Genomic DNA, 23,079 nt, shown 5'->3' on the forward strand with positions numbered 1-23,079 from the left:
CACCTTGGCGTGACATCAAGCCAGGAGCGAAACCTGGGGCGTGACCACCGACTTAGGAATGAGCGCTGGGAAGTACGCCACGACTTCCTCGACCTTGGGACGCCCTGACCCAAAGCCGGTCACGGTTGGCGGACCGTTGAGGGCTAGTGGCGCGAGTTCTTTGGTAAAGCGTTCGACACTGGCTTGGTCGCTTGATCGGACGGCAACCCGCAGGACGACTTCCGGGATGTCACGCGATGGTTCTCCGGCCAGTTGTAAGCCATGACAGGCCCCAGCGCCGACATACTCGGTCCAAATTTCATCGAAGCGCAATCCGAGATCGTGCAACCGCTGGCGCAGCATGGCGTCGGCGCGGCGAGCCTTGGCGTAGGCGTCCGGCCAGGCATAGATGAGACTGCCGACGGCTTTGTAGCCGGCAAAGTAGCTGGCCGAGACTTTGTAAAACGCCGTTGCCGGCCGTCCCGCGATTCCCCACACGCGGACGCGATCATCTCCATCCGGCGCCAGCCGAATGGTCGTGAAATCGGCAATACAGTCCGGCGTAATATAGGTGGTTGGATCGCCCATTTCGTAAACGAGCTGCTCTTTGACCGAGGCAACCGATACCCGCCCGCCGGTGTTGGGATGCTTGGTAACGACGAACGTTCCATCTTCGTGCATTTCGACGATTGGGAAGCCGATGTTGGCAAAGTCGGACATGGTTTCCCAGTCCACCAAACAGTTCCCTCCGGTACACTGCGCCCCACACTCAATGATGTGACCTGCTACCGTTCCGGCGGCTAGGCGATGCCAGTCATCAGCGGCCCATCCAAACTCATACATGCAAGGCGCCAGGGCCAGCCCGGTATCCGTGCAGCGTCCGGTGATAATCACCTGGGCCCCCTGCTGGAGGGCTTCGACGATAGGTTGGGCGCCGAAATAGACATTGACGCTCTGGATATGCGCGCGGACATCGGCCAGGGGTTGGCCAGTGTCTAAGTTTTCAAGTCGGTGACCATCGGCCAGAAGCGCATCCAGTCGGGGGAGGATGTCGTCGCCCGCGACGATGCCAATGCGAAGCTGATCGGCCAGACCGTGCTTGACGGCCACCAGGCGGACCGCCTCGGCACAGGCCTGTGGGTTGACGCCGCCGGCATTGGCAATGACCCGCGTGTTTTTCGCCAGCACCTGAGGCAGGATGCGATCCATGAGGGCAACAAAGTCGGTGGCGAATCCGGCTTTCGGGTTACGCGCCTTTTGTTTCTGCATGATGGACATCGTGACTTCGGCCAGGTAGTCGAGCACGAGATAATCTATTGGGCCGCCTTCGATGAGGCGCACCGGGGCTTCGAGCCAGTCGCCCCAGAAGCCTTGCCCGCAGGCAATACGAATCGTTTTCATGGCAGTGGTTTCCTGATCCTGAGTGCGCGCGTCAGCGTGAAGTGCCGGGTGACCGCGCAGGGTGAGATGCTGGGCAAACGATACCCAACTGCCCTGCCGAGCGGAAGCGGGGAATCGGACGGTCGTTGGTTGCCAGAGGCGTGATATAACACCCTGTCGCTCGGTCAACCGGGTGGCGGCCGGCGGCTTGGTCGTCAATGTTTGGTCTCGACGCCCCCTCACCTTCACTTTCCATCAGTTGGCTACGTCATGATGCAATCACTTGGCTATTTTGGCCCGTTTGGCGGTGTCTATGCGCCGGAAACACTCATCCCGGCGCTTGAAGAACTGGAAGCCGCGTTTCTGGCTGCCCGGTCAGACGCCACGTTTCAGGCCACGTTTCAGCGCCTTTCGTCCGAGTTTTCGGGCCGTCCAACCCCGTTGTTTTACGCCGGCAATTTGTCGCGCGAGCTTGGCATCAAGCTCTACCTCAAGCGCGAAGACCTCCTGCATGGTGGCGCGCATAAAACCAACAATGCCCTTGGGCAGGCGCTCTTGGCGAAGCAAATGGGCAAGACCCGCTTGATTGCCGAAACCGGCGCTGGGCAGCACGGCGTGGCGACGGCCATGGCCGGGGCGCTGCTCGGTCTCGAAACCGAGGTCTATATGGGCGAGGTGGACATGGCCCGCCAGCAGCCAAATGTCTTTCGCATGCGGTTGCTGGGCGCAACGGTGCATCCGGTCAAAACGGGTGGGCGGACGCTCAAAGACGCCATCAATGACGCGCTACGCGATTGGATGACCAACCTGCGGACGACCCACTACGTACTCGGAACGGCTGCCGGTCCGCATCCCTTTCCCACGATCGTCAAGTCCTTCCAGCGCATTATCGGCGACGAGGCACGGGCGCAAATGTTGGCGCTGGCCGGACGTTTACCGGATGTGGTGGTGGCTTGTGTCGGCGGCGGCTCGAACGCGATTGGGATGTTTACGGCTTTCCTAGAGGACGCGTCGGTACGGCTCATCGGCGTCGAACCGGGCGGCCAGGGGCTTGATACCCAGGCGCATGGCGCGGTGCTGGCCAAGGGAACGCCTGGCACGTTGCACGGCATGCGAAGCTACGTCCTGCAGGATGCCGATGGTCAGATTCAGGCAACCCACAGCATATCGGCCGGGCTAGACTATCCTTCGGTTGGTCCTGAACATGCTTATCTGAAAAGCATCGGGCGGGTGCAGTATGAGGCCGTGACGGATGATGCGGCCGTGGCAGCTTTTCACAAGCTGTCCCGGAGCGAGGGGATCATCCCGGCGCTCGAACCGGCCCATGCGGTGGCCTACGTGTTGCGCGCGGCCGCGGCGTGGCCGCCGGATACGGTGGTCTTGCTCAACCTCTGTGGCCGGGGTGACAAGGACCTTCAAACCGTCCTGGCGTATGGCGACGCTTCCGCCTAGCGCCGCAGCTTTTTACCCGAGAGAACTGTCCGGTGAGTCGGTTTCAACTGGAGCTACGCGAGGTTTGCCTGGCCTATGACCGCGCCATCGTGCTCGATGGGATCAGTCTCCGGGTTGGTGCTGGTGAGCTGGTCATGCTGCTGGGCGCGTCGGGGAGCGGCAAGACATCCTTGCTCAAGCTCATGAATCGGTTGCTTGAACCGACCGCTGGTGAGGTATGGGTCGAGGGGCGTCCAGCGGTGGACTGGAACCCGGTTCATCTGCGGCGGCGGATGGGCTATGTCATGCAGGACGCTGGACTCTTTCCCCACATGACGGTTGCCCGCAACGTTGGTTTGCTGTTGGAGCTTGAACGGTGGCCGGCGGCGCAGCGGCGGGCGCGCGTCGAGACGCTTTTGGAGCGGGTTGGGTTGCCGGCCAGCCAGTACGCCGACCGCTTCCCGGCGGAACTCTCCGGCGGCGAGCGGCAGCGCGTCGGGATTGCGCGGGCGCTGGCGCTTGACCCACCCCTACTCCTGCTGGATGAGCCGTTTGGGGCGCTCGATCCGGTCGCGCGCGCCCGGTTGCAGCAGGCCTTTGCCACGCTCGTTGCCGACCTGGGGAAAACCGCTTTGTTTGTGACCCATGACTTGCAGGAAGCCCTCCGCATTGGCACCCGCATTTGCTTGCTGTCCCACGGACGGTTGGTGGCCGACGCGCCACCGGCCAAGTTTCTGGAACTGGATGTTCCGGCCGCGCGCGAGTATGTGCAGGCGGCCGGTCTCTGACGCTTGCCTATGACGCCCTGGCTTGAGGTTCTCGCGGAACAACACACGGCACTGCTTGTGGCCTGGCGTGAGCACGTCTTGCTTGTCGTCGTGGCAACCTTGCTGGCCTGTGGGTTGGGGATTCCGTTGGGTATCGTTGCGGCGCGTCATCCGGCGGTGCGCCGGGTCGTGTTCCTGCTGGTCAATGTGACGCAAACGATTCCGAGTCTGGCTTTATTCGGGTTGTTGTTGCCGCTGCCGTGGTTGGGCGGCATTGGGGCGCGGACGGCGATTGTTGCACTGACGCTTTATGCCCTGTTGCCAATTGTGCGGAATACGGCCACCGGCTTGCTGGGTGTTGCGCCGAATCTCCGGGAGGCGGCCGAGGCGCTCGGGTTGACGAGTTGGCAGCGCTTGCTCTACGTCGAACTGCCGCTGGCCGCCAACGTCATGTTTGCCGGGGCGCGGGTGGCGGTGGTTCTCTCGGTCGGGACCGCCACGATTGCCGCCGCGATTGGCGCGGGTGGATTGGGGACGTTCATTTTTCGCGGGCTACGGCAAAACGACAATCGGCTGCTCCTGATCGGTGGCGCCTTGGCCGCGTTGCTGGCGCTGCTGGCGGACGCCGTCTTCGCGGCCTTCGAGCGTGCGCCACAGGCCCAGCGCCGGACGCCTTGGCGCTGGCTGGTTGCCTTTGGCGGGTTGGCCGGCATTCTTTTGCCGGTCGCCTGGAGCTACTGGGTGGAGTTACCTGCGGCTGATAACGTTCGTTCGCGCGTCGTGGTCGGCTCGAAGGATTTCACCGAATCGGTGATCCTGGCCGAGATTCTGGCGCAGCAGCTCGAAGCCCAGGGCGTTGCCGTCGAGCGGCGCTTCGAGCTGGGCGGCAACCTAGCGCACGAGTCACTGCTGGCCGGTGCCGTTGACGTGTATCCCGAATACACCGGCACGGCTTGGACGGCGATCCTGGGCAAGCGCCCGCTGTCCGATCCGCAGGAAGTCTATGCGCAAGTCCGGCAGGACTACGCCCGGCGCTTTGGTTTGGTGGTTGGCCCACCGTTGGGTTTTCGGAATGACTTTGCCATCCTGGTGCGTCGCCAGACGGCAGTCGAGTATCACCTGAAAACCATTTCGGACGCCGCCCGGTCGCCACTTCAGTGGCGGGCCGGTTTTGGTCAGGATTTCATGTCGCGCGCGGACGGCTATGCGGGCTTCCGCGCGACCTATGGTTTTCGCTTCGTCTCCCCGCGTGAAATGGATTTGTCGTTGACCTACCGCGCGCTGGCGGCCGGCGAAGTGGACATTATCGCCGGCAATGCCACCGACGGGTTGATTGCCGCGCTCGATTTGGTTGCGCTCGACGACGACCGGCGCTACTTCCCGCCTTACCAGGCGGTCTATGTGGTCCGGCAAGCCGCGTGGGATGCGGCGCCGGCGCTGCCAAGCGTCGTGCGCGGGCTTGGCAATGTGATTGACACCGACACCATGCGCCGGATGAACCATGCCGTGGATGGGCAACGGCAGACGCCCCGCGAGGTGGCGGCCGCGTTTCTCCTTGCCTCTCATTCGAGTCGCTCATCCGCGCCCTGACGTTTGGCTCAGGCTAGCTGTATTGCCACTTTTTACCCAGACCAAGGCGATTCAGCCTGGATTGTCGTGGTATGCGCCTGAAGAACCAACTGAACACGAACCCGGCGCGGGGTCTCCTGGCCTGACAAACGCCTGGCCGCCGGTTACGCACGTTGAATGAGTACTTGTCGTTGCCGTTATTCCTGATTAGGCTGTTGGCGTGCGCTTGATCACAATCTTTCTGAAAGGGCGTCGTTTGTGCACGTCAGCCAATTTCTCTCGTTGGCCCGGCAACGTCGCTTCGACTTGCAGCAAGCCCTGGCTGCCCTGCCGGCTGAATTTGCCCGCCATGACGCGCGTCGGCAGGAGCTTCAACAACTGCGCGAACAAACGCTTGACGAACTGGCGCAGGTCAACCTCCCAACCCTTGATCAACCAGCACTCAACGCCGTTGAAGCGTGGACCGGCTATGGCCGCTTCCGAGGCCTCAACCTGACCGACTACCTCGCGCGTGAGCAGAACCGCCTAACCCAACGTGCTGCCGAAATCAGGGCCGATGCGCGTTTCATCCGGCGACAGGAACTCCTCGACCCAACCGCTGGAGAACTGACGCTGCGGGCCAAACAAGCGGGTGATGAGCTGACGCTGATTGAGAGTGGCTTGCAACGCTATGAGCAGGAACCGGATTTCGTGAGCCTGTACCGGCGTGGCTACCGCACGCCCAGCTACCGGCAAAGTATCCTCACCTTGCAGTACTACAAAGACTGGAAGCGCGGCGACGAGATTACAGAAAAGTTTGGCTGCAAGGCGTTTTCCGAGGTGCGCGCCGCGTATGAGCATCTGTTGCGCGGGCGTGAGGTCTGCCAGAAGACGCTCCAGGGCATTGAAGGCGAAATCCAGGACGTGCGTCGGTTGATCGCCGAACTCAATGAAACTCAGCGCCGGTTGGCCGACCTGCCGGCATTTGTGCTGGCAGACTTCCGCCGGATGCTGCGCGAGCATCTCGCTTTCGCCAATCGGGAGCAACTGTTTCAGTGGGCAGGTGGTGATCGCGTGCGCGAGTCACTGATCAAGCGGCTTGACGGCATTGAAAAGCAACTCGAGTACACGACAGCCCTGGCCGGACGGCAACTGAATGAAGAGCGGCAGTACTTGACAACCGAGATTGGCAAGCTGGAGCGGAAGCTGACCAAGTTTTCGCGCCCGAAGTATGCGGGAACACAGCTTCGTCCGGCGGATGCGCAGTCCTGGTTGCGCGACCCGCGTGAACGATTGGCGGCACGGCGCCAGCGATTCTGGCGGGACTACGACCGGGTGGCCTATTACGACCGTTACGACCGCTACGATTTTGCTTCCGATCTGTTGTGGTGGGATGTCATGACCGACGGACGCCTGGACGGCGACTTTATTCCCGAAGTGTATCAGTATCGGCAAATGCATCCGGGCTATACGTATCAGTCTCCGACCGAACCTTATCGTTACGGAGTGGACGTGTCATGACGCGGGCGCTGACGGTCGTGGCTTATGCCGTCAATGGGGCCGGCGTCGGACATCTGACGCGGACGCTGGCCGTGTTGCGCTGGATGCGCCGGTTGGCGTTGTGCGCCGGCCGGCGGCTGGATGCCTACGTGCTGACGACGTCTGAGGCGGGTCAACTTGCGCTGCGTGAAGGTTTCGCAACGTTCAAGTTGCCGAGCAAAACGGTCGTGCGAACGGCTGGTCTGCCAAAGGACGATTACCTGCGTCTGGCGCGCCAGTGGGTCTGGCACAGCCTGGGGTTACTCAATCCTGACCTCCTGCTGGTGGATACCTTTCCGGGCGGCACGTTTGGGGAACTTGGCCCGGCGCTGGATATGCCGGGCCGCAAGATGTTCATTCACCGGGCCGTGCGAGAGGGGTTTGACGCGGCCGGATTTGCCGCTTGGCTGCCGTACTACGATCGAATCCTGAGCATCGTCGAGCCAGGGCTGGTGGAACAAGCATCTGATAACGATATTGATCTCGACGATTTTGAGACGGATGCCGCCGCGTGGCAGGCCGGCGCCGGGCAAGTTGGTGAGCAAGCCGACGACATGCAAGGCACGGATGGCGCGCCTCCACCATCCGTGTGCGCCCCGGTATTCCCGGCAGTCGTTCGGTCACGGGTACGTTGCGTGCCGCCCATCCTGCTCCGCGAGCCAGATGAGCGACATGACCGGGCAACGGCGCGACGGCGACTGGGGGTGCCCGATGATGCTTTTGCGCTGTGGTTGAGCGCCGGGGGCGGAGGCGATGCTACCGCCGAGCGTACCCTCACGACGCTCATGGATGCGCTGCTGCCGGAACAGGATATCCATCTGGTGGTTGGGGCAGGTCCGTTGTTTACCGGCAGTCCGCGCCGGGGGGCACGAATCACTTGGCTGACCGAGCCGTTGGCGGCCGAGGATTTCGCCGGACTGGATGCGGCCATTTCGGCCGCCGGGTTCAATACTACCTACGAGCTGCTTTCCATGGGCGTCCCGACGGCACTCTTTGCCCAGGAAAAAATAGCTGATGACCAAGCGGCCCGTCTGGCACGGGCCGTTGCGGCCGGAGCCGCGCTCCAGTTACCGGCGCGCGCCACCGGTGAGCCGGATACGTCCGCATTGTCCGGACTGCTCGCGCGCCTCCGTGACGAGTTCACGCGGGAGCGCCTGGCGGCGCGGGCGGCGGCGTTCGTGCTGCCGGATGGGGCGCGGCAGGCCGCCACGTACGCCCTACAACTCCTGCTCGACCAGTCCGAACTCCAGGCGGCGGCGGCCCGCGCCACACCCCGCCTGTGTCGCTGGCTGGAAAGCCACCGTCCCGATGCGGGTTTGCTGGCGCGGCTGTGGGCAGTGACGTCGGCTGTGACCGATGGCGATGATCTGGCTGAGTGGCTTGCCACTGTCCCCGATAGCTTCACCGTGGATGAGGCGCTGACATTTTTACGCCGCCTGCCGCCGCCGACTGATGCGGCTGACCTGGAAGCCGCTCTGACACTGTGGGGGCGGCTGGCAACTGCCCTAGAGGCGTTTGTAGATGACCGCGCGCGGGCGGCTTTTCTGCGGCATCTGCCATGGTCGCGGCGGGTAGCGCCCGATGATCAAGTCCGGGTGCTGACGCGCTTGTTGGTGGCGGCACACGGGACGGGTGACAGCCTCTACCGGGTGCTGGGCGTCGTGGAGCGGCACACGGCCGGGGCCGAACAGGATCCATTTCGCTGGCTGGCCGGGTTGGTGGCCGCCGCTGAGGAGGTGCAGCATGGGGTTGCCCTGGGCGCGTCAACAACGCTGGCAGGGGATTGCTGAAGGACGGACGCTCGTTGGGCCACAAACCGTTCATGTGGACCTAGCCAACGGCTGTAACACGAACTGCACGACCTGCTGGGATCACTCGCCGCTGCTGTCTCAGCCACGCTCAGTGGACTGGAAGCGGAAGCTTTTTAGCCTAGAGCGGTTCAGGACACTGGCTGCCGACCTCGCTGGACTGCGTTCAGTTGAAGCCGTGATTTTATCGGGCATGGGCGATCCGTTTGTTAATCCGGCAATCTACGACATCATTGCCGAGTGCAAGCGGCAGGGGTGGCATGTGACCGTTTTGACGAATGCGCTGTTGGCCGATGCCGACCGGATTGCCGCCCTGGGGGTGGACGCAATGCTGGTGTCGGTCAACGGCGTGAGTCCGGCGTCCTACGTGGCGTTTCATCCAAACTTGCGTCCTGCTGATTTTGAACGGTTGAAAGCGTTGCTGGCACGGTGGCAAGCGCTCGGCGTGCCGGTCAAGCACGTCCAGGTCATCAACCGTGACACGGCGCCGGAGCTGGTGGACATGGTGCGCTTTGCCGCGCGGTATGGCGCACGGCAGGTGACCTTCAAGTTGGCCAGCCTAGGCCAGGGCACCGAGGCGTGCGCCATCACGGAAGCGCAGCGCCGGGATTTACAGACGCGGCTCGTCCCGGCTGCACAGTCGCTGGCAGCACGGTTGGGTGTGGCAACCAATCTGGAGGTTTTTGCCCATCAGCTCACGGCGGACGGGTTGGCAACGACGCCGATTGAAGCCGTAGGGTGTTTCATGGGTTGGCACTACGCTCGGATCACGGTTGAAGGTGAGCTGCTGTATTGCTGCGCGGCCACGCTCAGGGTCGGGCATTTGGATTGGGGAACGTTTTCGTCCCAGTGGTTTGGAGCGCAGTGGGAGGCGATGCGGGCGCGTTTGATGGCGGGGCAGTATGCGGAAGCCTGCCACCAGTGCGGGAAATTCAACCAGAACGTGAAGGTGGCGCGGAAGGTACGGGCGCAGTTGGGGGAGGGGGTCTATCGAGCGCGGACGGGACAACAAGCATCTGATAACGAAAATTCTTCGCCTTACCCGGCACTGCCGGTTCCGGTTGCGTAAGGGAGGCGCTATGCCACCACGTCCGACAATTGAATGGCAGACCAACGGCGTCTGTAACTACGACTGCTCGTACTGCATTCAGTCCCGGAAATACCGGCAGGGTCATCCGTCGGATGCTGACATTGACCGTTTTTTGGCGTTCTTTGCCGACTTGCCGGGCGTGTGGGAAATCAAGATGTCGGGTGGCGAGCCATTTGCTTTCCGGGGCTTTATGGAGCGCATCATCCCTGGGTTGGCCACGCTCCCGCATCGGGTTTCGGTGCTGACGAATTTCTCCGCGCCGCTCGGCGTGCTGCGGCGGTTCGTGGCGCTGGTGGGCGACCGGCTGGAGGTCGTCTCGGTGAGTTTGCACCGGGAATATGTTGATGTTGGGGCTTTTGTGGCCAAGGCCCGGACGTTCCGGTCCTGGCTGCGGCCGGAAACTGCCTTTGTTGTCAACAATGTGCTGGTTCCCGGGACGGTCGCCGAGTTGGCCGCCGTCAAGGCCGAAGTCGAAGCTGCCGGCCTGAAGTACTTTCCGCAGGTCATGAAGACCAAGCATGGTGTCCATGCCTATGACGCGGAGGAGTTGCCACTCGTCCAAGCGATCACCGGGGCGTGTCCGACGGCGCGCGAGGCAAACGTTGCGCCATCCTATCGTGGGCGGCGCTGTTGGGCCGGGACGGCCTATTTCGTTCTAGACCAATTTGGTCGGGCTTTTGCGTGTCGCACGGCAAAGCGGTTTGGTGAAGGGTACTTGGGGAACGTGCTGGATGGCACATTCCGTTTGGCGCCAGGGCCGGCGGTTTGCCGGTATGACATTTGTCCCTGCACCGTGCCGGCCAACCGTGGGATCGTTGAGCTTGGAGCGTAACCTGTGGAAGGAGACGATGCGATGACGACCCAGTTGCCGCCGCGTCCGCCGGAAGGCGTTGTCATGTGGAACTTGAACACGACGTGCAACTACCGGTGTTCGTACTGCACGCAGCGGTTTCTGGACGACCGGACGCGCTGGGCCCGCGATACACCGCGCTTTCTGGAGGGGTTTCGCCGGTTGCCGGGGCGGTGGGAAATCAAGCTGTCCGGTGGCGAGCCGTTCCTGCATCCGACGTTGATGGAAGTGGTCGCTGCCCTGGCCAAGATGGGCCACCGGGTCAGTGTCGTGACCAACTTTTCGGCTTCGGTGGACAAGCTCGACCACTTCCTGGCAGCGGCGGGAAGCGCACTGCGCGTCTTTTCCGCCAGCTTGCACCGTGAATACGTCAGCACGGATGAAGCCTTGGCGCAGTTTCTTGAGAAAGCCCGGTACGTCTTGTCCCGCTTGCCGGCCGGCGCAACATTCAATGTGACCTGTGTGGCCACACGGGCTAACCTGCCAGAGCTTCCGGCGCTGGCGCAGCACTTTGCGGCTGCCGGCATTCGCTTCAAAGTTCAGCCCGAAAAACAGAACCGCGATGTCATTCCTTACACTGTTGAGGAGCAGGCCCAGCTTGTGACGCTTGGCGGCCACAATGACCTAGGTGTGATTGCGCCGTCGTTTGAGGGGCAACCCTGTTGGGCGGGTGCATTGGCGTTCACACTGGACGACCGCGGCGCGGCCTGGCGGTGCTACCCGGCCCGGCGCTACCGCCGCGAATATCTGGGTAACTTTTTGGATAGTACGTTTCAGCTCTACGACCTTGCCCGTCCGTGCCAGTATGCCTACTGCAACTGCACTGTTCCCATTGAACGCGGCATGATGGCAAGTCTGGGCCGGCGGGGAGGCTAGTATGAAGTTCAGAACATTTTTGGCGTTGGTCATTACTGGTGGCTTCGTTTTGTTTGCTGGAATCGTTGGTTCGTGCGTGTGGTTGGTCAACCGGGAGTCAGTGACGTCACCGGCGGCCCAGCCGCCGACGCCATCGGCTGCGCCGCAGTCGCCGCCTCTCCCGGCAAGCGACGGCAAGCTGCGTCCGGTGGATCGTGACCTCCTGGAAGCGCTGCGCCGACCGGCGACCACCGACCGCATCAAGGATGCCTTTCCCGGTCGTCCGTACAAAATCAGCCTGTACTGCGATACGCCGGGGCAGGGTTGGAATCGAGCCAAAATTGACCTCAACCGGAACAACAAGTGGGATGAAAAAGTTACCATCGTCAACGGCGAGCCAACCAAGCGAGCCGTGGCGTCGCGGGATGATGAAAACTACGATGTGGAGTATCGCTGGCGTGGCGGCCAGTGGGTTGCGAAGTGAAGGATTGTGCGTGATGACAGGGATGGTTGGGTTCTCTTGTGGTGGATGCCAACGGTATAGACCTTACGTTAACCGCCGATGAATCGCTCGGCACAGGTCCCTGAAAACCACGACCGATGGCAAGCGGTCAAAACCAATGGGCACGTACCCCGTCCGCAAGGGCGGGGTTTGTTTTTCCCGACCGATCCCGAAGCCCCGCCAGCGACTGGTCAAGAGCTGGTCAGGAGGATGTTGCGGACGCGCGCGGACGAGGGATTTCAACTGAATGACCGGACAGCCAGCGCCAGAAAGCAAAAACTTGCTGGACAAGCCAGGCAAAGTAGATTGCCTAATTGATGTGCCTTCGTAATAGTAGGTTTAGAAAAAGCAAGATACCTTCATCAAAGGGGTATGGCTATGCTGCTGCCGTCACGCCGTCTGTCTGTCGCCAATCTACTTGCCGTCCAGGTGGTTGCCGCTCGCGTTGCCGCTGGCGTTGTTCTGTGCCTGGGCATGGCGGGCGTCTGGGGGTGGGCGGTCATCCAGCGTGGGTTGACGTCTGCTCACGCCCAGACTCAGGCGCCCCAGCCACCACCGAGGGGCTGCGCTATGCCTGGCGGTTCGACTCAGGTGTTGACCTCGTCTTACTACTGGGTGGCGTCAGACGTGGAAACCACCTTGCTGCTCAACAACAAGAGTCCGCAGCCGTTGACCGTGCAGCCGACGCTGTTTGCGCTGGATGGGCGGCGGCATCGCGCCCCACCGCTGACCATCGCGGGGCAGTCGTTTCGGGTCGTGCCGTTGGCGGAGCTTGGAGCGCGGGAAGGGACGGCATTTGGGAGCGGGAGCGTGGCGTTGGCGTTTGAAGGGGCGCCATTGGTGCTTGGGGCGCAAGTGGAGATGAAGGATCGGCGTGGACGGTTGGTGAGCGACCGGCTGTCGGATGCGCGGGTGAGTTTGGCGACGACTTGGTTGGCCGGGGTGTATCGGCTGCCGCGGGGTGGGGCGCTGAAGGTGGCGGTGACGAACGTGACAGAGCGGCCGGTGGGGGTGCGGGTACGTGTGGATGGGAAAGATGGGAAAGGCGTCCGGTTTGAACTTGGGGGGCGGGCGACACGGTTGGTAGATGTTGGGTTGGCGTTGGGGGAGGTGCCGCGGTCTGGAGGCGTGGTGGTGGAGAGTGATGAGGTGGGTGCGGTGCGAGCGAATGGGTGGGTGTGGAACGCGGCTGGGTATGTGAGTGTGGTGTCGTTCATGGATTTAGGGCGTGCCAGGGATGGGGTCTGGCATGCGAATGGGGTCCGGGTGCGACCGCTGGTGAAAGGGAAGGTGACGCCATACGTGACAGTTCACAACTTTGGCGCTCGGGAGAGCGAGGTGAGGGGGTGGTTGGTTGGACGGGTTGGGGAGGCGATGGCGCGGCGGGAGTTGGAGACGGTGCGGTTAGGGGCGGGCGAGACGCGGACGCTGGCGGTGGTTCTGAGTGAGGAGGAGCGGCGTGGGATGCAGATAGCCGGGATCGAGTTGGCGTATGGGAGTGGGGCTGGGACGATTGGGGCTGCGGTAGATGTGGAGCGGGAAGATGGGGCGCGAGGGTATCGGGTGCCGGTGGTGGATCGGGAGATGATTCCGAGCGCGACGGGGAGTTATCCGGTGCGGTTGGGGATGGATGAGAACACGGTGGTGTATTTGAAGAACACGACGGACAAGGAAGTGCGGTATCACGCTTCGGTGCGGTTTGAGCGTGGGGAGGACTATGGGTTTGGGCAGGCGAAGCTGGGGCCTGGGGAAACGGTGATGATTGACTTGAGGAGGGTGGAATTGATGGAGCAGCCGGACGCGCGTGGGGAACGGATGCCGTCGTGGTGTGAGCGGGGGCAGTTTTTCTGGTCGGTGCAGGGTGTGGAGACGAAAGGGATGGTAGGGCGGGCGGAGTATCTAGACTCCAGGACGGAGGCGAGCAGCACGTATGCTTGCTACAACTGCTGTGGGGATTTGTTTGGGAGTGGGTGGATTACCGGTCCTGGGGCGCTTGGGGTGACGCAGGTACGTCCCTACCGGGCTTTTGAGCAGTACCTGACGTGTTATGGTGGGCTTCACGTTCCGCAACTGGCGTGGGTACAGACGTGGGAGTACAGTTCGGCGAATGGGGCTGGCGCGGTGGTGCAAGCTGGACAGTCGGAAGCAGAAGTCTCAGGAAACCACATTGGCGAGATGGCCTTGTTGGCGAGATGGACGGCGTATGACTGCAATCTAGGCAGTTTCTGGCACACTGCGTGGTTTCCGGTGCAAGTAAAACCGTTGGTGACACTTCAAAGTGTCGGTCCCTTCAATCCGGCCACCATCACAGCAGGCAATACCTCGAAGTGTCGTGTCACGGTCAGTGTCGATGGCTTCACAGCGAACTTAACATCACTCAGTGTCAGTGTTAACGTTGTCAAGCAAAATATGATTGGATTCGGACAGGTAAGTGTTCCTCAACCGCACCGCACAATTAAGGTCTTCGCGAGTCAGGCCACGAAGTCTGAGGAGGTTGAGTTTGTAAGCCAATTTGACATCAACATGACCGATGTAGTGACGGTACGGGGGCAGGCCAGGATTGTGCCAAGCCCTGATTACGTTATCGAGCCGCCAGACGTAAAAGTCAGTCCTGATCGTCTCACCGTCAACAAGCCGTAAAAATTCATTGGCAACGCTTAGCTCCGGTGCCTGAATCTGACGGTGCTTCGCGCTGAACTATCGCGCTTGGAATGCAACCGGCAGGTGCGACGGCGCGCAAGGCAAGTGTGGCTAGCTGGCGATGGTTTTCACTTGAATGCCGGCTATCAACCACATCACAGCCGGTAGGAGGGTGCGCGCGCACACTGAGACAGGGCTCGAACAGTTTGATTGAATCCTTTTAAGTGTATGCAATACTCTATTAAGTGTATGCAATACTCTGCAATATGGAGAGATTCGTAAGCATAGGTAAAGCTGCTTCGGCGCTGGGCGTGTCCAGCACGACTCTGCGCCGCTGGGAGGCGTCGGGCAGGCTGGCCGCAGAACACACGGCGGGCGGCCATCGCCGCTCCGACCTCGCCAAGCTCAAGCCCGAACTGTTCCGCGCTGCGGTGGACCCGCAGCGCCGCACCGTGGCCTATGCCCGTGTCTCAAGCCACGACCAGACGGATGATCTGGAGCGGCAGAAACAGGTGCTGGAAACTGTACTGCGCCCGCCAAGGCTGGACATTCGAGGTCATCGCTGATCTTGGCTCCGGCATGAACTACCACAAGAAAGGCTTGAAGAAGCGGCTGGAGGCCATCATCGATGGTCAGATCGGGCGCTTGGTGATCACGCCCAAAGACCGGCGGCTGCGGTTTGGCGCGGAACTGGTGTTCGCCATCGGCGAAGCCAAGCAGGTCGCGGTCGTCATCCTGAATCAAGGCGAAGACACGACGTTCGAGGAAGATTTGGCCAAGGACGTGCTGGAAATCATCACGGTCTTCTCGGCCAGGCGGTACGGCTCGCGCAGCCGCAAGAACCAGAAGCTGCTCGATGGCGTGCGGCAGGCGGTGGAGGCATCGCAATGCTGATCGCCCACAAGGTCGCGCTCGATCCGAACAACGTGCAGGCAACGTATCTGGCACGGGCGGCGGGCACGGCGCGTTTTGCCTATAACTGGGCGCTGGCCGAGTGGCAGCGGCAGTACGAGACATGGAAGGCTGACAACGGCCAGCCCAAGCCATCGCAGGCTGCGTTGCGCCGCCAGTTGAACGCCATCAAGCGCAAGCAATTCCCCTGGATGCTGGAGGTCACGAAGAACGCGCCGCAGATGGCGATCATCCAGTTGGGGCAGGCGTTCCAGAACTTTTTCGCAGGCCGCGCCCGCTATCCGCAGTTCCGCAAGAAGGGCGTGGATGACCGTTTCACGCTCACCAATGACCAGTTCAGCATCGAAGACTCGCGCATACGCATCCCCAACCTAGGCTGGGTGCGCATGCGCGAGTCGTTGCGCTTCGCTGGCAAGATTATGTCGGCCACGGTCTCCCGGGTGGCCGACCGCTGGTTTGTCAGCATCACCGTGGATACCAAAGACCATTCGCACCTGCCCAAAGCCGAAAACCAAGGCGCGGTGGGCGTGGATTTGGGTGTTGCGGCGCTGGCAACGCTCTCGACGGGAGAGGTCAGCGACGGCCCGAAGCCGCACAAGGCGCGGCTGGCCCGGTTGCAACGGCTCTCGCGCAGTCTGAGCCGCAAGCAAAAAGGATCAGCCAATCGCAAGAAGGCAAAGGCAAAGCTGGCGAGACTGCACGCCCGCATTGCCGCGATCCGCTTTGACGCCTTGCACCAGCTCACGACAAATCTCACGCGCCGGTTTCATACCATTGGCATCGAGGATTTGAACGTGCGCGGGATGGCAAAGAACCGCCATCTGGCCCGCTCCATCGCCGATGTGGGCTTCTTCGAGTTCCGGCGGCAACTGGAGTACAAGTCGGCGATGCGTGGCGGCGTGGTGGTGGTCGCCGACCGCTTCTATGCCAGCAGCAAGACGTGTTCGGACTGCGGACACAAGCTCGCAGCCCTGCCGCTGGCCGTGCGGGAGTGGACGTGCCCGGCCTGCGGAATGCGCCACGACCGCGACGTGAACGCTGCGATCAATCTGAAGAACTTGGCCGTGAGTTCCACGGTGTCAGCCTGTGGAGAGGAAGGCTCTGGCTCCGGTCGCAAGACCGGAGTGAAACCGGCCGCGGTGAAGCAGGAAGCAAGCCGCAGATTTAGTCAGAAATGACTAGATTTGTGTAGGTATTGCAGAACGGCTAGGGAAGTTGATTGCGGATGGCATACACCATTTCCTGAAACTCCTCGGCTGACTGTCCGGCAAACGACTCCAGGTTGGCGCGGGCTTGCTGCCGAATCCGTTCGCGCTCGCGCCCACCGGCAAACTCATATTGCGAATAGGTCGCGGTGGCGAGAATGGCCAGCGACTCGGCCAGGATTTGGCGCTCGCGGTCGTCCGAAGCCAAGAAATCTTCGTCGGTGAGGAGGATTTCCTGGAACTGCTCGTAAAGCGCATAGGGGACGCCCGGTGGCATCGGGGTGCCGAAGACGATGGTGTAGTGGTTGTTGAGGTAGAGCACCATAGCGGCGGCGACGTCCTCGACGGGCCAGCCCTGCTCAATCATGCCGCGCCGATACTCACGCAGGGCATCTTCATAGAACCGACGCGCGGCAACTGAGTCGCCATCCACCGATTGGGCCAGGATGCCCGGCGCCAGCATGTCGGACACCGGACGGTAGGCCGTTGTTCTGCGCTGGGGTCCGCGCCGGGGGGCGTCCGCCGGACGGACTCGGCGGCGCGTCACCGGCTGGTCGGAGAAAACGGCCCCAGCGCGGTTTTCATAGGCGCGGATTTTATCCCGCGCCGAACGGCCATTGATGGTGGGTTGACGACCGACTTGTTCGTAGTCGTACCAGTCAGGATCGGCTGATTGACGGTCAGCCGGCCGATCTTGACCAAGGGCCGGCGCGGCAATGCTAACTATGAGCCAAATACCCAAGAGGGCGCGGAAGGCATTGAGCATGACGACTACCTCACAAGGCGACTGAAGTTCAAGCCAAGTCGAAGAGCATGATTTCACTTTCGGCGGCGGCGTCAAAGGCAAGGTCGCGCTCCGCACAAACGGCCAGACCATCGCCGGCCTGGAGCGCGTGTCCGTTGACCGTGACCATTCCGCGCAGGACTTGTACCCAAGCGTATCGTTCGGGAGCAAGGCTGTGGTTGGTCGTTTCACCGGGTGCGAGCGTTGCCAGCCAGATGGACGCATCCTGGTGAATGGTGAGTTCGTCCGGTTGGGCCTTGCGGGCCGCGATGCGTTGAAACGCTCCGCGGGGCGGGTTGTCGCGCAGTGACGTTTCTTCGTAGCTTGGCGTCAGTCCCGCGCGTTCGGGCAGAATCCAGATTTGGACGAGATGGATGGGTTCGGTGGCCGAGGCGTTCATCTCGCTGTGGCGGACGCCGGTTCCGGCTGTCATGCGCTGGAGTCCGCCGCGCTCCAGAACGGACGTATTGCCCATGGAGTCGGTGTGCCGCAGCGCGCCATCGAGGACATAGGTGATGATTTCCATGTCGCGGTGGCCGTGCATGCCGAAGCCGGCGCCGGGCGCGATGCGGTCTTCGTTGAAGACGCGCAGGGCGCGGAAGCCCCGCCAGCGTGGGTCGTCATAGTTGGCGAAGGAAAAGGTATGGCTTGCAGCGAGCCAGCCGTGGTTGGCGTGGCCCCGTTCCCAAGCTCTGCGAACGGTCAACATGGGGTGGTCTCCTTTCAGGTTTAGACGATTTTCGTTCAAACGACTATAGGGGCAAAAAACAGGCTTACGTCCGCATCCGCTCGAGCAGGGCGAGCAGGGACTGGCATTCGGCCGGCGAGAGGCGGCCAAGCCGTTCCGCGTGCCAAGCTTGCACCGGTTGGTCGAGGCGGTTGACGAGATCAAGGCCGTCCGGCGTCAGGATGGCTTTGACGACGCGCCGGTCCATGGCCTCCCGGCGGCGGATGACGAGTTGTTTGTGTTCGAGGCGATCGAGCAGGCGGGTCACGTCGGGGTCGCGGGTGATGAGGCGCTCGGCGATGGTTTGGCAGGTGGCGCCGTCCGGTCCGGCGCCACGCAGGATGCGCAGCGCATTGTACTGAACCGGTGTGAGGTCATAGGTTTTGAGAAAGTTCCCCAGGTCCGTCGTCAGGGCTTCGGCGGACTGAAGCACGGCCAGACAGAGCTTCTCGTAGAGATTGGCATTTGGGGTGGTTCGACGGCTCGGCATGGGGCTGGTCCTTTCGTAGTTGCGACGATAGATGTTGTAACGAGTAATGTCAAGCGCGACCGCCGAACTGCCAGAGAATATGCCAGAAGCTCGCGCCTTCCGAGCGACTGAAAACCTCAATTCAGTACTTCAGTTAGCCGTCGCGCTTGCCATCTATTGCTTTCATTCCTGCTCACTGGTAGCGTCGCCGCGCATTGGTCATCACAATCTGTTTGTAAAGCTCCTTGAGGCTCATTTGGGTAGAGCGGCTTCCCCGGCGGCTTGGGTAGGGATGACTGTTTTCTGCGGTGGATGGTCTTCAGACAGCCTTGCAAAGAGGAGGTTCACTCGTGGGAAGCCCGAAACGACGACTTATTTTCACTGTTCTGCTTGCCGTACTGTGCGGCGGTCCCTGGTTGGCCGCCAGCTATGTGAGTTCAAACTCGGAACGCCGTGCGCCCGCCTCGGCAAAACCGGCCACCACCTCAGGAGCGGCCGTACCTTCTTCAAAGCCCAACGGCTCGCAGGCGCGGGATGGTTCAGGCGATATTTGGCGCGATACCGAAGAAACCGCCATTCCACGGCGCGGTATGGCCCGCTGGGTTGAGCCTCAGTCCTATCGAACCCTTGCGCTCGATGTCCCGGCGCTCAAAGCGCGCTTGGCGGCGGCGCCGGTCGAAGGCAGTGTTCGCACGCAAGCGAGTCCGGTGACGATTTCGCTTCCGTTGCCTGACAGAGGTTTCGGCGCGTTCCGTATCGTCGAGTCCTCAATCATGGAGCCGGAACTAGCCCGTAAGTTTCCTGACATCAAGACTTATCTCGGTCAAGGCGTGGACGATCCCGCGGCGACGGTCCGCTTTGACTGGACGCCGCAGGGCTTTCATGCGCAGGTGCTGACGCCTCGTGGGAACTACTACATCGATCCTTACCAACGCGGCGATCAAGGACACTACATTGCTTATTTCCGCCGTGACTATCGCAATGTGACAAAGCAGTTGCTCTGTGGTGTGACCGACCGCGCGGATGCCGACCATCTCGATACGGCGGCCGTGACTCCGCTCAATCCCTCTGGGGCGACCTTGCGTACGTATCGGCTGGCCTGCGCGGCGACGGGTGAGTACACCGCAACCTATGGGGGCACGGTCACCGGTGGCCTGGGTGGCATCGTCACGACCATCAACCGTTGCAACGGCATCTATGAACGCGATTTGGCGATCCGCTTCGTGCTGGTGGCGAACAATGATCTCATCGTTTACACCAATGCCGCATCTGACCCTTACAGCAACAACGATGGTGTGGCCATGCTGGGACAGAACCAAACCAATCTGGATAACGTCATCGGCAATGCCAACTACGACATTGGTCATGTGTTCAGCACCGGCGGTGGAGGGGTGGCCGGCCTGGGTGTCGTGTGCACGACCGGGCAGAAGGCCCGCGGGGTAACCGGGCTATCGACGCCAACCGGGGATATTTATGACGTGGACTATGTGGCTCACGAGATCGGTCATCAATATGGTGCAAGACACCCTTTCAATGGCAACCAAGGCGCTTGTTCTGGCAATCGCAGCGCCGTGGCCGCCTATGAAGTCGGCAGCGGTAACACGATTATGGCGTATGCCGGCATCTGTGCCGCCGACAATCTCCAGCCCAATAGTGACGACTATTTTCACACCATCAGCTTTCAGGAAATTTTCAACTACACCAACAGTGGCGGTGGGAGTGGCTGTCCGGTTGCGACGGCAACCGGCAACACGCCTCCAACGATAACACCACTGACGGGCTTCACGATTCCGCGCCAGACGCCGTTTACGCTGACCGTCGCGGCCAGCGATCCCGATGGCGATCCGCTGACCTACTGCTGGGAGCAGTTTGATCTCGGCCCGGCACAGAGCGCCGCGCGGCCGTTCAGCGATAACGGCTCATCTCCGATTTTCCGCAGTTTTGATCCGGTCACGAGCCCCTCGCGCACGTTTCCATCCCTACGTTACATCCTCAACAATCAGAATGATCCCAACAACGCCACCGGCGTGCCGGGCGAAACACTGCCCAACACGAACCGGACGCTGACCTTTCGGGTGACCGCCCGTGATAACCGGGCTGGCGGTGGCGGTGTCCGCCACGCCACGGTGGGCGTGACGGTCACAACGGCGGCTGGACCCTTTACCGTGACCGCGCCCAATACCGCTGTGACGTGGGCGGCGGGTTCGAGCCAGACGGTGACATGGAACGTCAACGGCACCGACGTCGCGCCGGTCAACGCGACCAATGTGAATATCCTGCTGTCGGTGGATGGCGGCAACACCTATCCGGTGACACTCGCGTCAAACGTTCCCAACAATGGCACGGCCAGCGTGACCGTGCCGAGTAGCACGCAGGCGACGGCGCAGGCGCGCGTGCGCGTCGAAGCCGTTCTTCCAAGCGGGAGTGGCACCTTTTTTGACGTTTCGGACGTGGGCTTTTCCATCACCAATGGACCAACTGCGGCCCCGACACTGACCTTGGGCGGACCGATCGTCACCCGTCAGGGTTCGCCTACGACGGCCCCCGTGACCGTGGCGACGATTGCCGGCGGCACCGCCCCGTACACCTTTACCCTGGATCAGGAATCGCCCACGCCGGACCTGACGGTAGCAGGGTTCATTTCGGGTAACATCATCACGGCGACGGCCACGGCCAGTTGCAACCTCGTCGCTCCCAATCCGCCCAGCGTGCGTTCATATCCCGTGCGCGTGACGGTGACCGACGCGGTGGGGCGAGTCGTGTCGGGTAACTTCAACGTCAACGTGTCAAATAACGCGATTCCGACGCTCGGTGCGTTTTCAAATCAAACCGTTCCGGTTGGTGCATCGGTTGACGTGTCACCTAGCCAGGGACCGGCAGATGCCAACAACAACCTGGCCGGGCTAACGGTTTCTCCGACAACCTTGCCGGGTGGCGGCACGGTGTCGGTCAATCAAACGACCGGTGTCGTCACCGTGTCCACGGTTGGCACAACGACGCCGGGAAGCTACGTCATCGAGGTGCGCACTGCCGATACCTGTGGAGCCACGGACATCGAGCGGTTCACCGTGACCGTGCAGCCATCCCAGGCGAATCTCGCGTTGGGGACCCGCACCATCACAACCGGTGATGGGCAGATTGACCCGAATGAGTGCAATGCGCTGAGTATCCAACTAATCAATGACGGCGTCTTGGATGCGACGGCGATTTCGGCCACGTTGTCAACGACGACGTCAGGCGTGACGGTGACGCAGGCGACGTCGGCGTATCCGAATCTTCTGGCGGGTGGTGGCGCAGGCGTCAACACCACGCCTTTCCAAGTCAGCACGACCGGGTCCATTGCCTGCGGCACAACCATCAACTTCACACTGACCGTGACGTATTCAGGCGGGCCTTCGCCGGCGACATTCAACTTCACGCTGCCGGTGGGACAGGACGTAAACAACTATCAGTTCACGTCAACACCGACCGGGGCGGTGATCCCGCCGGGCGGAACGTTTGTTCCGGGCAGCGCGGCCGACGACGTCGTTGTGACCACGACGACGCCGTTTGCGTTCTTGGTGTACGGCACGCCGGTGGCGGCCGGACAAACCATCACGGTGAGCACGAACGGAAACGTTCAGTTCGTGGCTTCCGGCGGCAGCACGAGTTTGACCAATGTCTCCCTGCCGGCGGCGGTTTTCCCCAATGTGCCGGTCGTCTGCCCCTACTGGGATGACCTCATTTTGACGACGACGGGCGGCGGGATATACACCAACACGGTGGGAACGGCGCCGAACCGTCAGTTCATCATTGAGTGGCGCGGACGGCGATTTGGCGATGGAGGCGGTCCCACGCAGAACCTCAACTTCGCGGTGGTCTTCAACGAAGGATCGAGCCAATTCCAGTTCCGCTACGTGCAAACCGGTATTGGCGCCACCGCCAACGGCGCCAGCGCGACGGTCGGCGTGCAGGCCGGAAACACGGCGATGTCAAACTTCACCCAGTTTTCGTTCAATCAGTCTGTCATCACGCCGGGATTGCAGTTGGCGGCGGCGTTGGGGCAGTGCACACCGGGCAGTGGTCCGTGTGGCACGTGCCTGCCTGGGGTGATCAATTCGCAGGTTTCGCTGGTGATCACGGGGTCTGTCCTGGAAGCGCCAACGTGTGGAGCGCAAGGGTACGCCAATGACTTTGTCATGAGCGGGACGTTGACGAATGTTTCGGCAACGCCACTGTCGAATTTGGCCTTTGAGGTCGTGGAGCTGCAAGCGGCAAACGGTCCGGCGCCGACGGTGCCTTTCCGGCTGATTTCAGCGGATGGGGCAACGTGTGCGAGTGGTGGCTTGGTGGGTGCGATTCAGACGCCGAGCGTGACGACACTAGCGCCAGGGGCATCAACGACGGTGACATTTCGGGTAGCCCTGCCGTCGGTGCGGCGCTTCCGGTTCTTCGTGAATGTTTTAGGCTGTACCGGTGGCGGAAGCGTGACGGGTCGGGAGAGCCGTGGGCTGGCGGTTGCGCCGATAGAGGTCAAGACGGACGTGCCGCCGGTGCGTCGTTGGGGAGGTTCGTCCCCCGGTGACGGGTTGGCGACGAAACGACGCTGACGGA

General features: G+C 61.8%; 16 protein-coding genes and 1 pseudogene. 13 read left to right on the forward strand and 4 right to left on the reverse strand.

Annotation, left to right across the window (positions count from 1 at the left end; all coding sequences use genetic code 11):
* Window positions 1-15 precede the first annotated feature (15 nt).
* Entirely contained in the window at window positions 16-1,578 is a 1,563-nt protein-coding gene (locus J8C06_RS13230) for an acyclic terpene utilization AtuA family protein (protein ID WP_455423734.1), read from the reverse strand.
* Between the two features lie 54 nt (window positions 1,579-1,632).
* Between J8C06_RS13230 and trpB the strand changes: the two genes are divergently transcribed.
* From trpB to J8C06_RS13290, 12 genes and pseudogenes are all read left to right on the forward strand, one after another.
* A complete protein-coding gene (trpB, locus tag J8C06_RS13235) occupies window positions 1,633-2,811 on the forward strand; it encodes a tryptophan synthase subunit beta (RefSeq protein ID WP_211430644.1) in 1,179 nt (392 codons plus the stop codon).
* Between the two features lie 32 nt (window positions 2,812-2,843).
* Complete coding sequence (locus tag J8C06_RS13240) at window positions 2,844-3,578, forward strand: ATP-binding cassette domain-containing protein (protein WP_211429902.1); 735 nt, start codon at window positions 2,844-2,846, stop codon at window positions 3,576-3,578.
* A gap of 9 nt (window positions 3,579-3,587) precedes the next feature.
* Window positions 3,588-5,147, forward strand: a complete 1,560-nt coding sequence (locus J8C06_RS13245) for a glycine betaine ABC transporter substrate-binding protein (protein WP_211429903.1) — start codon at window positions 3,588-3,590, stop codon at window positions 5,145-5,147.
* Window positions 5,148-5,384: 237 nt separating this feature from the next.
* Window positions 5,385-6,626 carry a hypothetical protein gene (locus tag J8C06_RS13250; RefSeq protein ID WP_211429904.1) on the forward strand — a complete coding sequence of 414 codons (1,242 nt, stop codon included), beginning with the start codon at window positions 5,385-5,387 and terminating at the stop codon, window positions 6,624-6,626.
* Window positions 6,623-8,434: a hypothetical protein gene (locus J8C06_RS13255; RefSeq protein WP_211429905.1), complete on the forward strand. Its 1,812-nt coding sequence runs from the start codon at window positions 6,623-6,625 to the stop codon at window positions 8,432-8,434. Before J8C06_RS13250 ends, J8C06_RS13255 begins: the two co-directional genes overlap by 4 nt.
* Window positions 8,388-9,521, forward strand: coding sequence for a radical SAM/SPASM domain-containing protein (locus J8C06_RS13260; RefSeq protein ID WP_211429906.1), 1,134 nt, complete (start codon window positions 8,388-8,390; stop codon window positions 9,519-9,521). The genes J8C06_RS13255 and J8C06_RS13260 overlap by 47 nt, the downstream gene beginning before the upstream one ends.
* 10 nt (window positions 9,522-9,531) lie before the next feature.
* Window positions 9,532-10,374, forward strand: a complete 843-nt coding sequence (locus tag J8C06_RS13265; protein WP_211429907.1) for a radical SAM protein — start codon at window positions 9,532-9,534, stop codon at window positions 10,372-10,374.
* Window positions 10,375-10,395: 21 nt separating this feature from the next.
* Window positions 10,396-11,268, forward strand: coding sequence for a radical SAM protein (locus tag J8C06_RS13270; protein ID WP_211429908.1), 873 nt, complete (start codon window positions 10,396-10,398; stop codon window positions 11,266-11,268).
* Window position 11,269: 1 nt separating this feature from the next.
* The gene (locus tag J8C06_RS13275; protein ID WP_211429909.1) at window positions 11,270-11,731 is read left to right on the forward strand and encodes a hypothetical protein; all 462 of its coding nucleotides are present in this window, start codon (window positions 11,270-11,272) and stop codon (window positions 11,729-11,731) included.
* A gap of 396 nt (window positions 11,732-12,127) precedes the next feature.
* Window positions 12,128-14,389 carry a hypothetical protein gene (locus J8C06_RS13280; protein WP_211429910.1) on the forward strand — a complete coding sequence of 754 codons (2,262 nt, stop codon included), beginning with the start codon at window positions 12,128-12,130 and terminating at the stop codon, window positions 14,387-14,389.
* A gap of 266 nt (window positions 14,390-14,655) precedes the next feature.
* Window positions 14,656-15,283: pseudogene (locus J8C06_RS13285) on the forward strand (IS607 family transposase).
* Window positions 15,277-16,479, forward strand: coding sequence for an RNA-guided endonuclease InsQ/TnpB family protein (locus tag J8C06_RS13290; RefSeq protein WP_211429911.1), 1,203 nt, complete (start codon window positions 15,277-15,279; stop codon window positions 16,477-16,479). The pseudogene J8C06_RS13285 and the gene J8C06_RS13290 overlap by 7 nt, the downstream one beginning before the upstream one ends.
* 28 nt (window positions 16,480-16,507) lie before the next feature.
* Here J8C06_RS13290 and J8C06_RS13295 read toward each other — a convergent pair whose 3' ends face one another.
* From J8C06_RS13295 to J8C06_RS13305, 3 genes are all read right to left on the reverse strand, one after another.
* On the reverse strand, window positions 16,508-17,272 hold the full coding sequence (locus tag J8C06_RS13295) for a DUF6683 family protein (RefSeq protein ID WP_211429912.1): 765 nt from the start codon (window positions 17,270-17,272) through the stop codon (window positions 16,508-16,510).
* A 28-nt stretch (window positions 17,273-17,300) separates the two neighbouring features.
* A complete protein-coding gene (locus J8C06_RS13300) occupies window positions 17,301-17,999 on the reverse strand; it encodes a pirin family protein (protein WP_211429913.1) in 699 nt (232 codons plus the stop codon).
* Window positions 18,000-18,063: 64 nt separating this feature from the next.
* The gene (locus tag J8C06_RS13305) at window positions 18,064-18,507 is read right to left on the reverse strand and encodes a MarR family winged helix-turn-helix transcriptional regulator (protein WP_211429914.1); all 444 of its coding nucleotides are present in this window, start codon (window positions 18,505-18,507) and stop codon (window positions 18,064-18,066) included.
* 329 nt (window positions 18,508-18,836) lie between these two features.
* On the opposite strand from J8C06_RS13305, the gene J8C06_RS13310 reads away from it, so the two are divergent.
* Entirely contained in the window at window positions 18,837-23,075 is a 4,239-nt protein-coding gene (locus J8C06_RS13310; protein WP_211429915.1) for a reprolysin-like metallopeptidase, read from the forward strand.
* Window positions 23,076-23,079: the final 4 nt, after the last annotated feature.

The organism is Chloracidobacterium validum (genome assembly GCF_018304825.1).
Taxonomy (GTDB): domain Bacteria; phylum Acidobacteriota; class Blastocatellia; order Chloracidobacteriales; family Chloracidobacteriaceae; genus Chloracidobacterium; species Chloracidobacterium validum.

What these genes read in the sequence shown, in the direction of transcription:
- J8C06_RS13275 (WP_211429909.1), top strand. Translation starts at nt 11,270, where the DNA reads ATGAAGTTCAGAACATTTTTGGCGTTGGTCATTACTGGTGGCTTCGTT.
- trpB (WP_211430644.1), top strand. Translation starts at nt 1,633, where the DNA reads ATGCAATCACTTGGCTATTTTGGCCCGTTTGGCGGTGTCTATGCGCCG.
- J8C06_RS13260 (WP_211429906.1), top strand. Translation starts at nt 8,388, where the DNA reads ATGGGGTTGCCCTGGGCGCGTCAACAACGCTGGCAGGGGATTGCTGAA.
- J8C06_RS13300 (WP_211429913.1), bottom strand. Translation starts at nt 17,999, where the DNA reads ATGTTGACCGTTCGCAGAGCTTGGGAACGGGGCCACGCCAACCACGGC.
- J8C06_RS13255 (WP_211429905.1), top strand. Translation starts at nt 6,623, where the DNA reads ATGACGCGGGCGCTGACGGTCGTGGCTTATGCCGTCAATGGGGCCGGC.
- J8C06_RS13280 (WP_211429910.1), top strand. Translation starts at nt 12,128, where the DNA reads ATGCTGCTGCCGTCACGCCGTCTGTCTGTCGCCAATCTACTTGCCGTC.
- J8C06_RS13245 (WP_211429903.1), top strand. Translation starts at nt 3,588, where the DNA reads ATGACGCCCTGGCTTGAGGTTCTCGCGGAACAACACACGGCACTGCTT.
- J8C06_RS13305 (WP_211429914.1), bottom strand. Translation starts at nt 18,507, where the DNA reads ATGCCGAGCCGTCGAACCACCCCAAATGCCAATCTCTACGAGAAGCTC.
- J8C06_RS13270 (WP_211429908.1), top strand. Translation starts at nt 10,396, where the DNA reads ATGACGACCCAGTTGCCGCCGCGTCCGCCGGAAGGCGTTGTCATGTGG.
- J8C06_RS13290 (WP_211429911.1), top strand. Translation starts at nt 15,277, where the DNA reads ATGCTGATCGCCCACAAGGTCGCGCTCGATCCGAACAACGTGCAGGCA.
- J8C06_RS13295 (WP_211429912.1), bottom strand. Translation starts at nt 17,272, where the DNA reads ATGCTCAATGCCTTCCGCGCCCTCTTGGGTATTTGGCTCATAGTTAGC.
- J8C06_RS13265 (WP_211429907.1), top strand. Translation starts at nt 9,532, where the DNA reads ATGCCACCACGTCCGACAATTGAATGGCAGACCAACGGCGTCTGTAAC.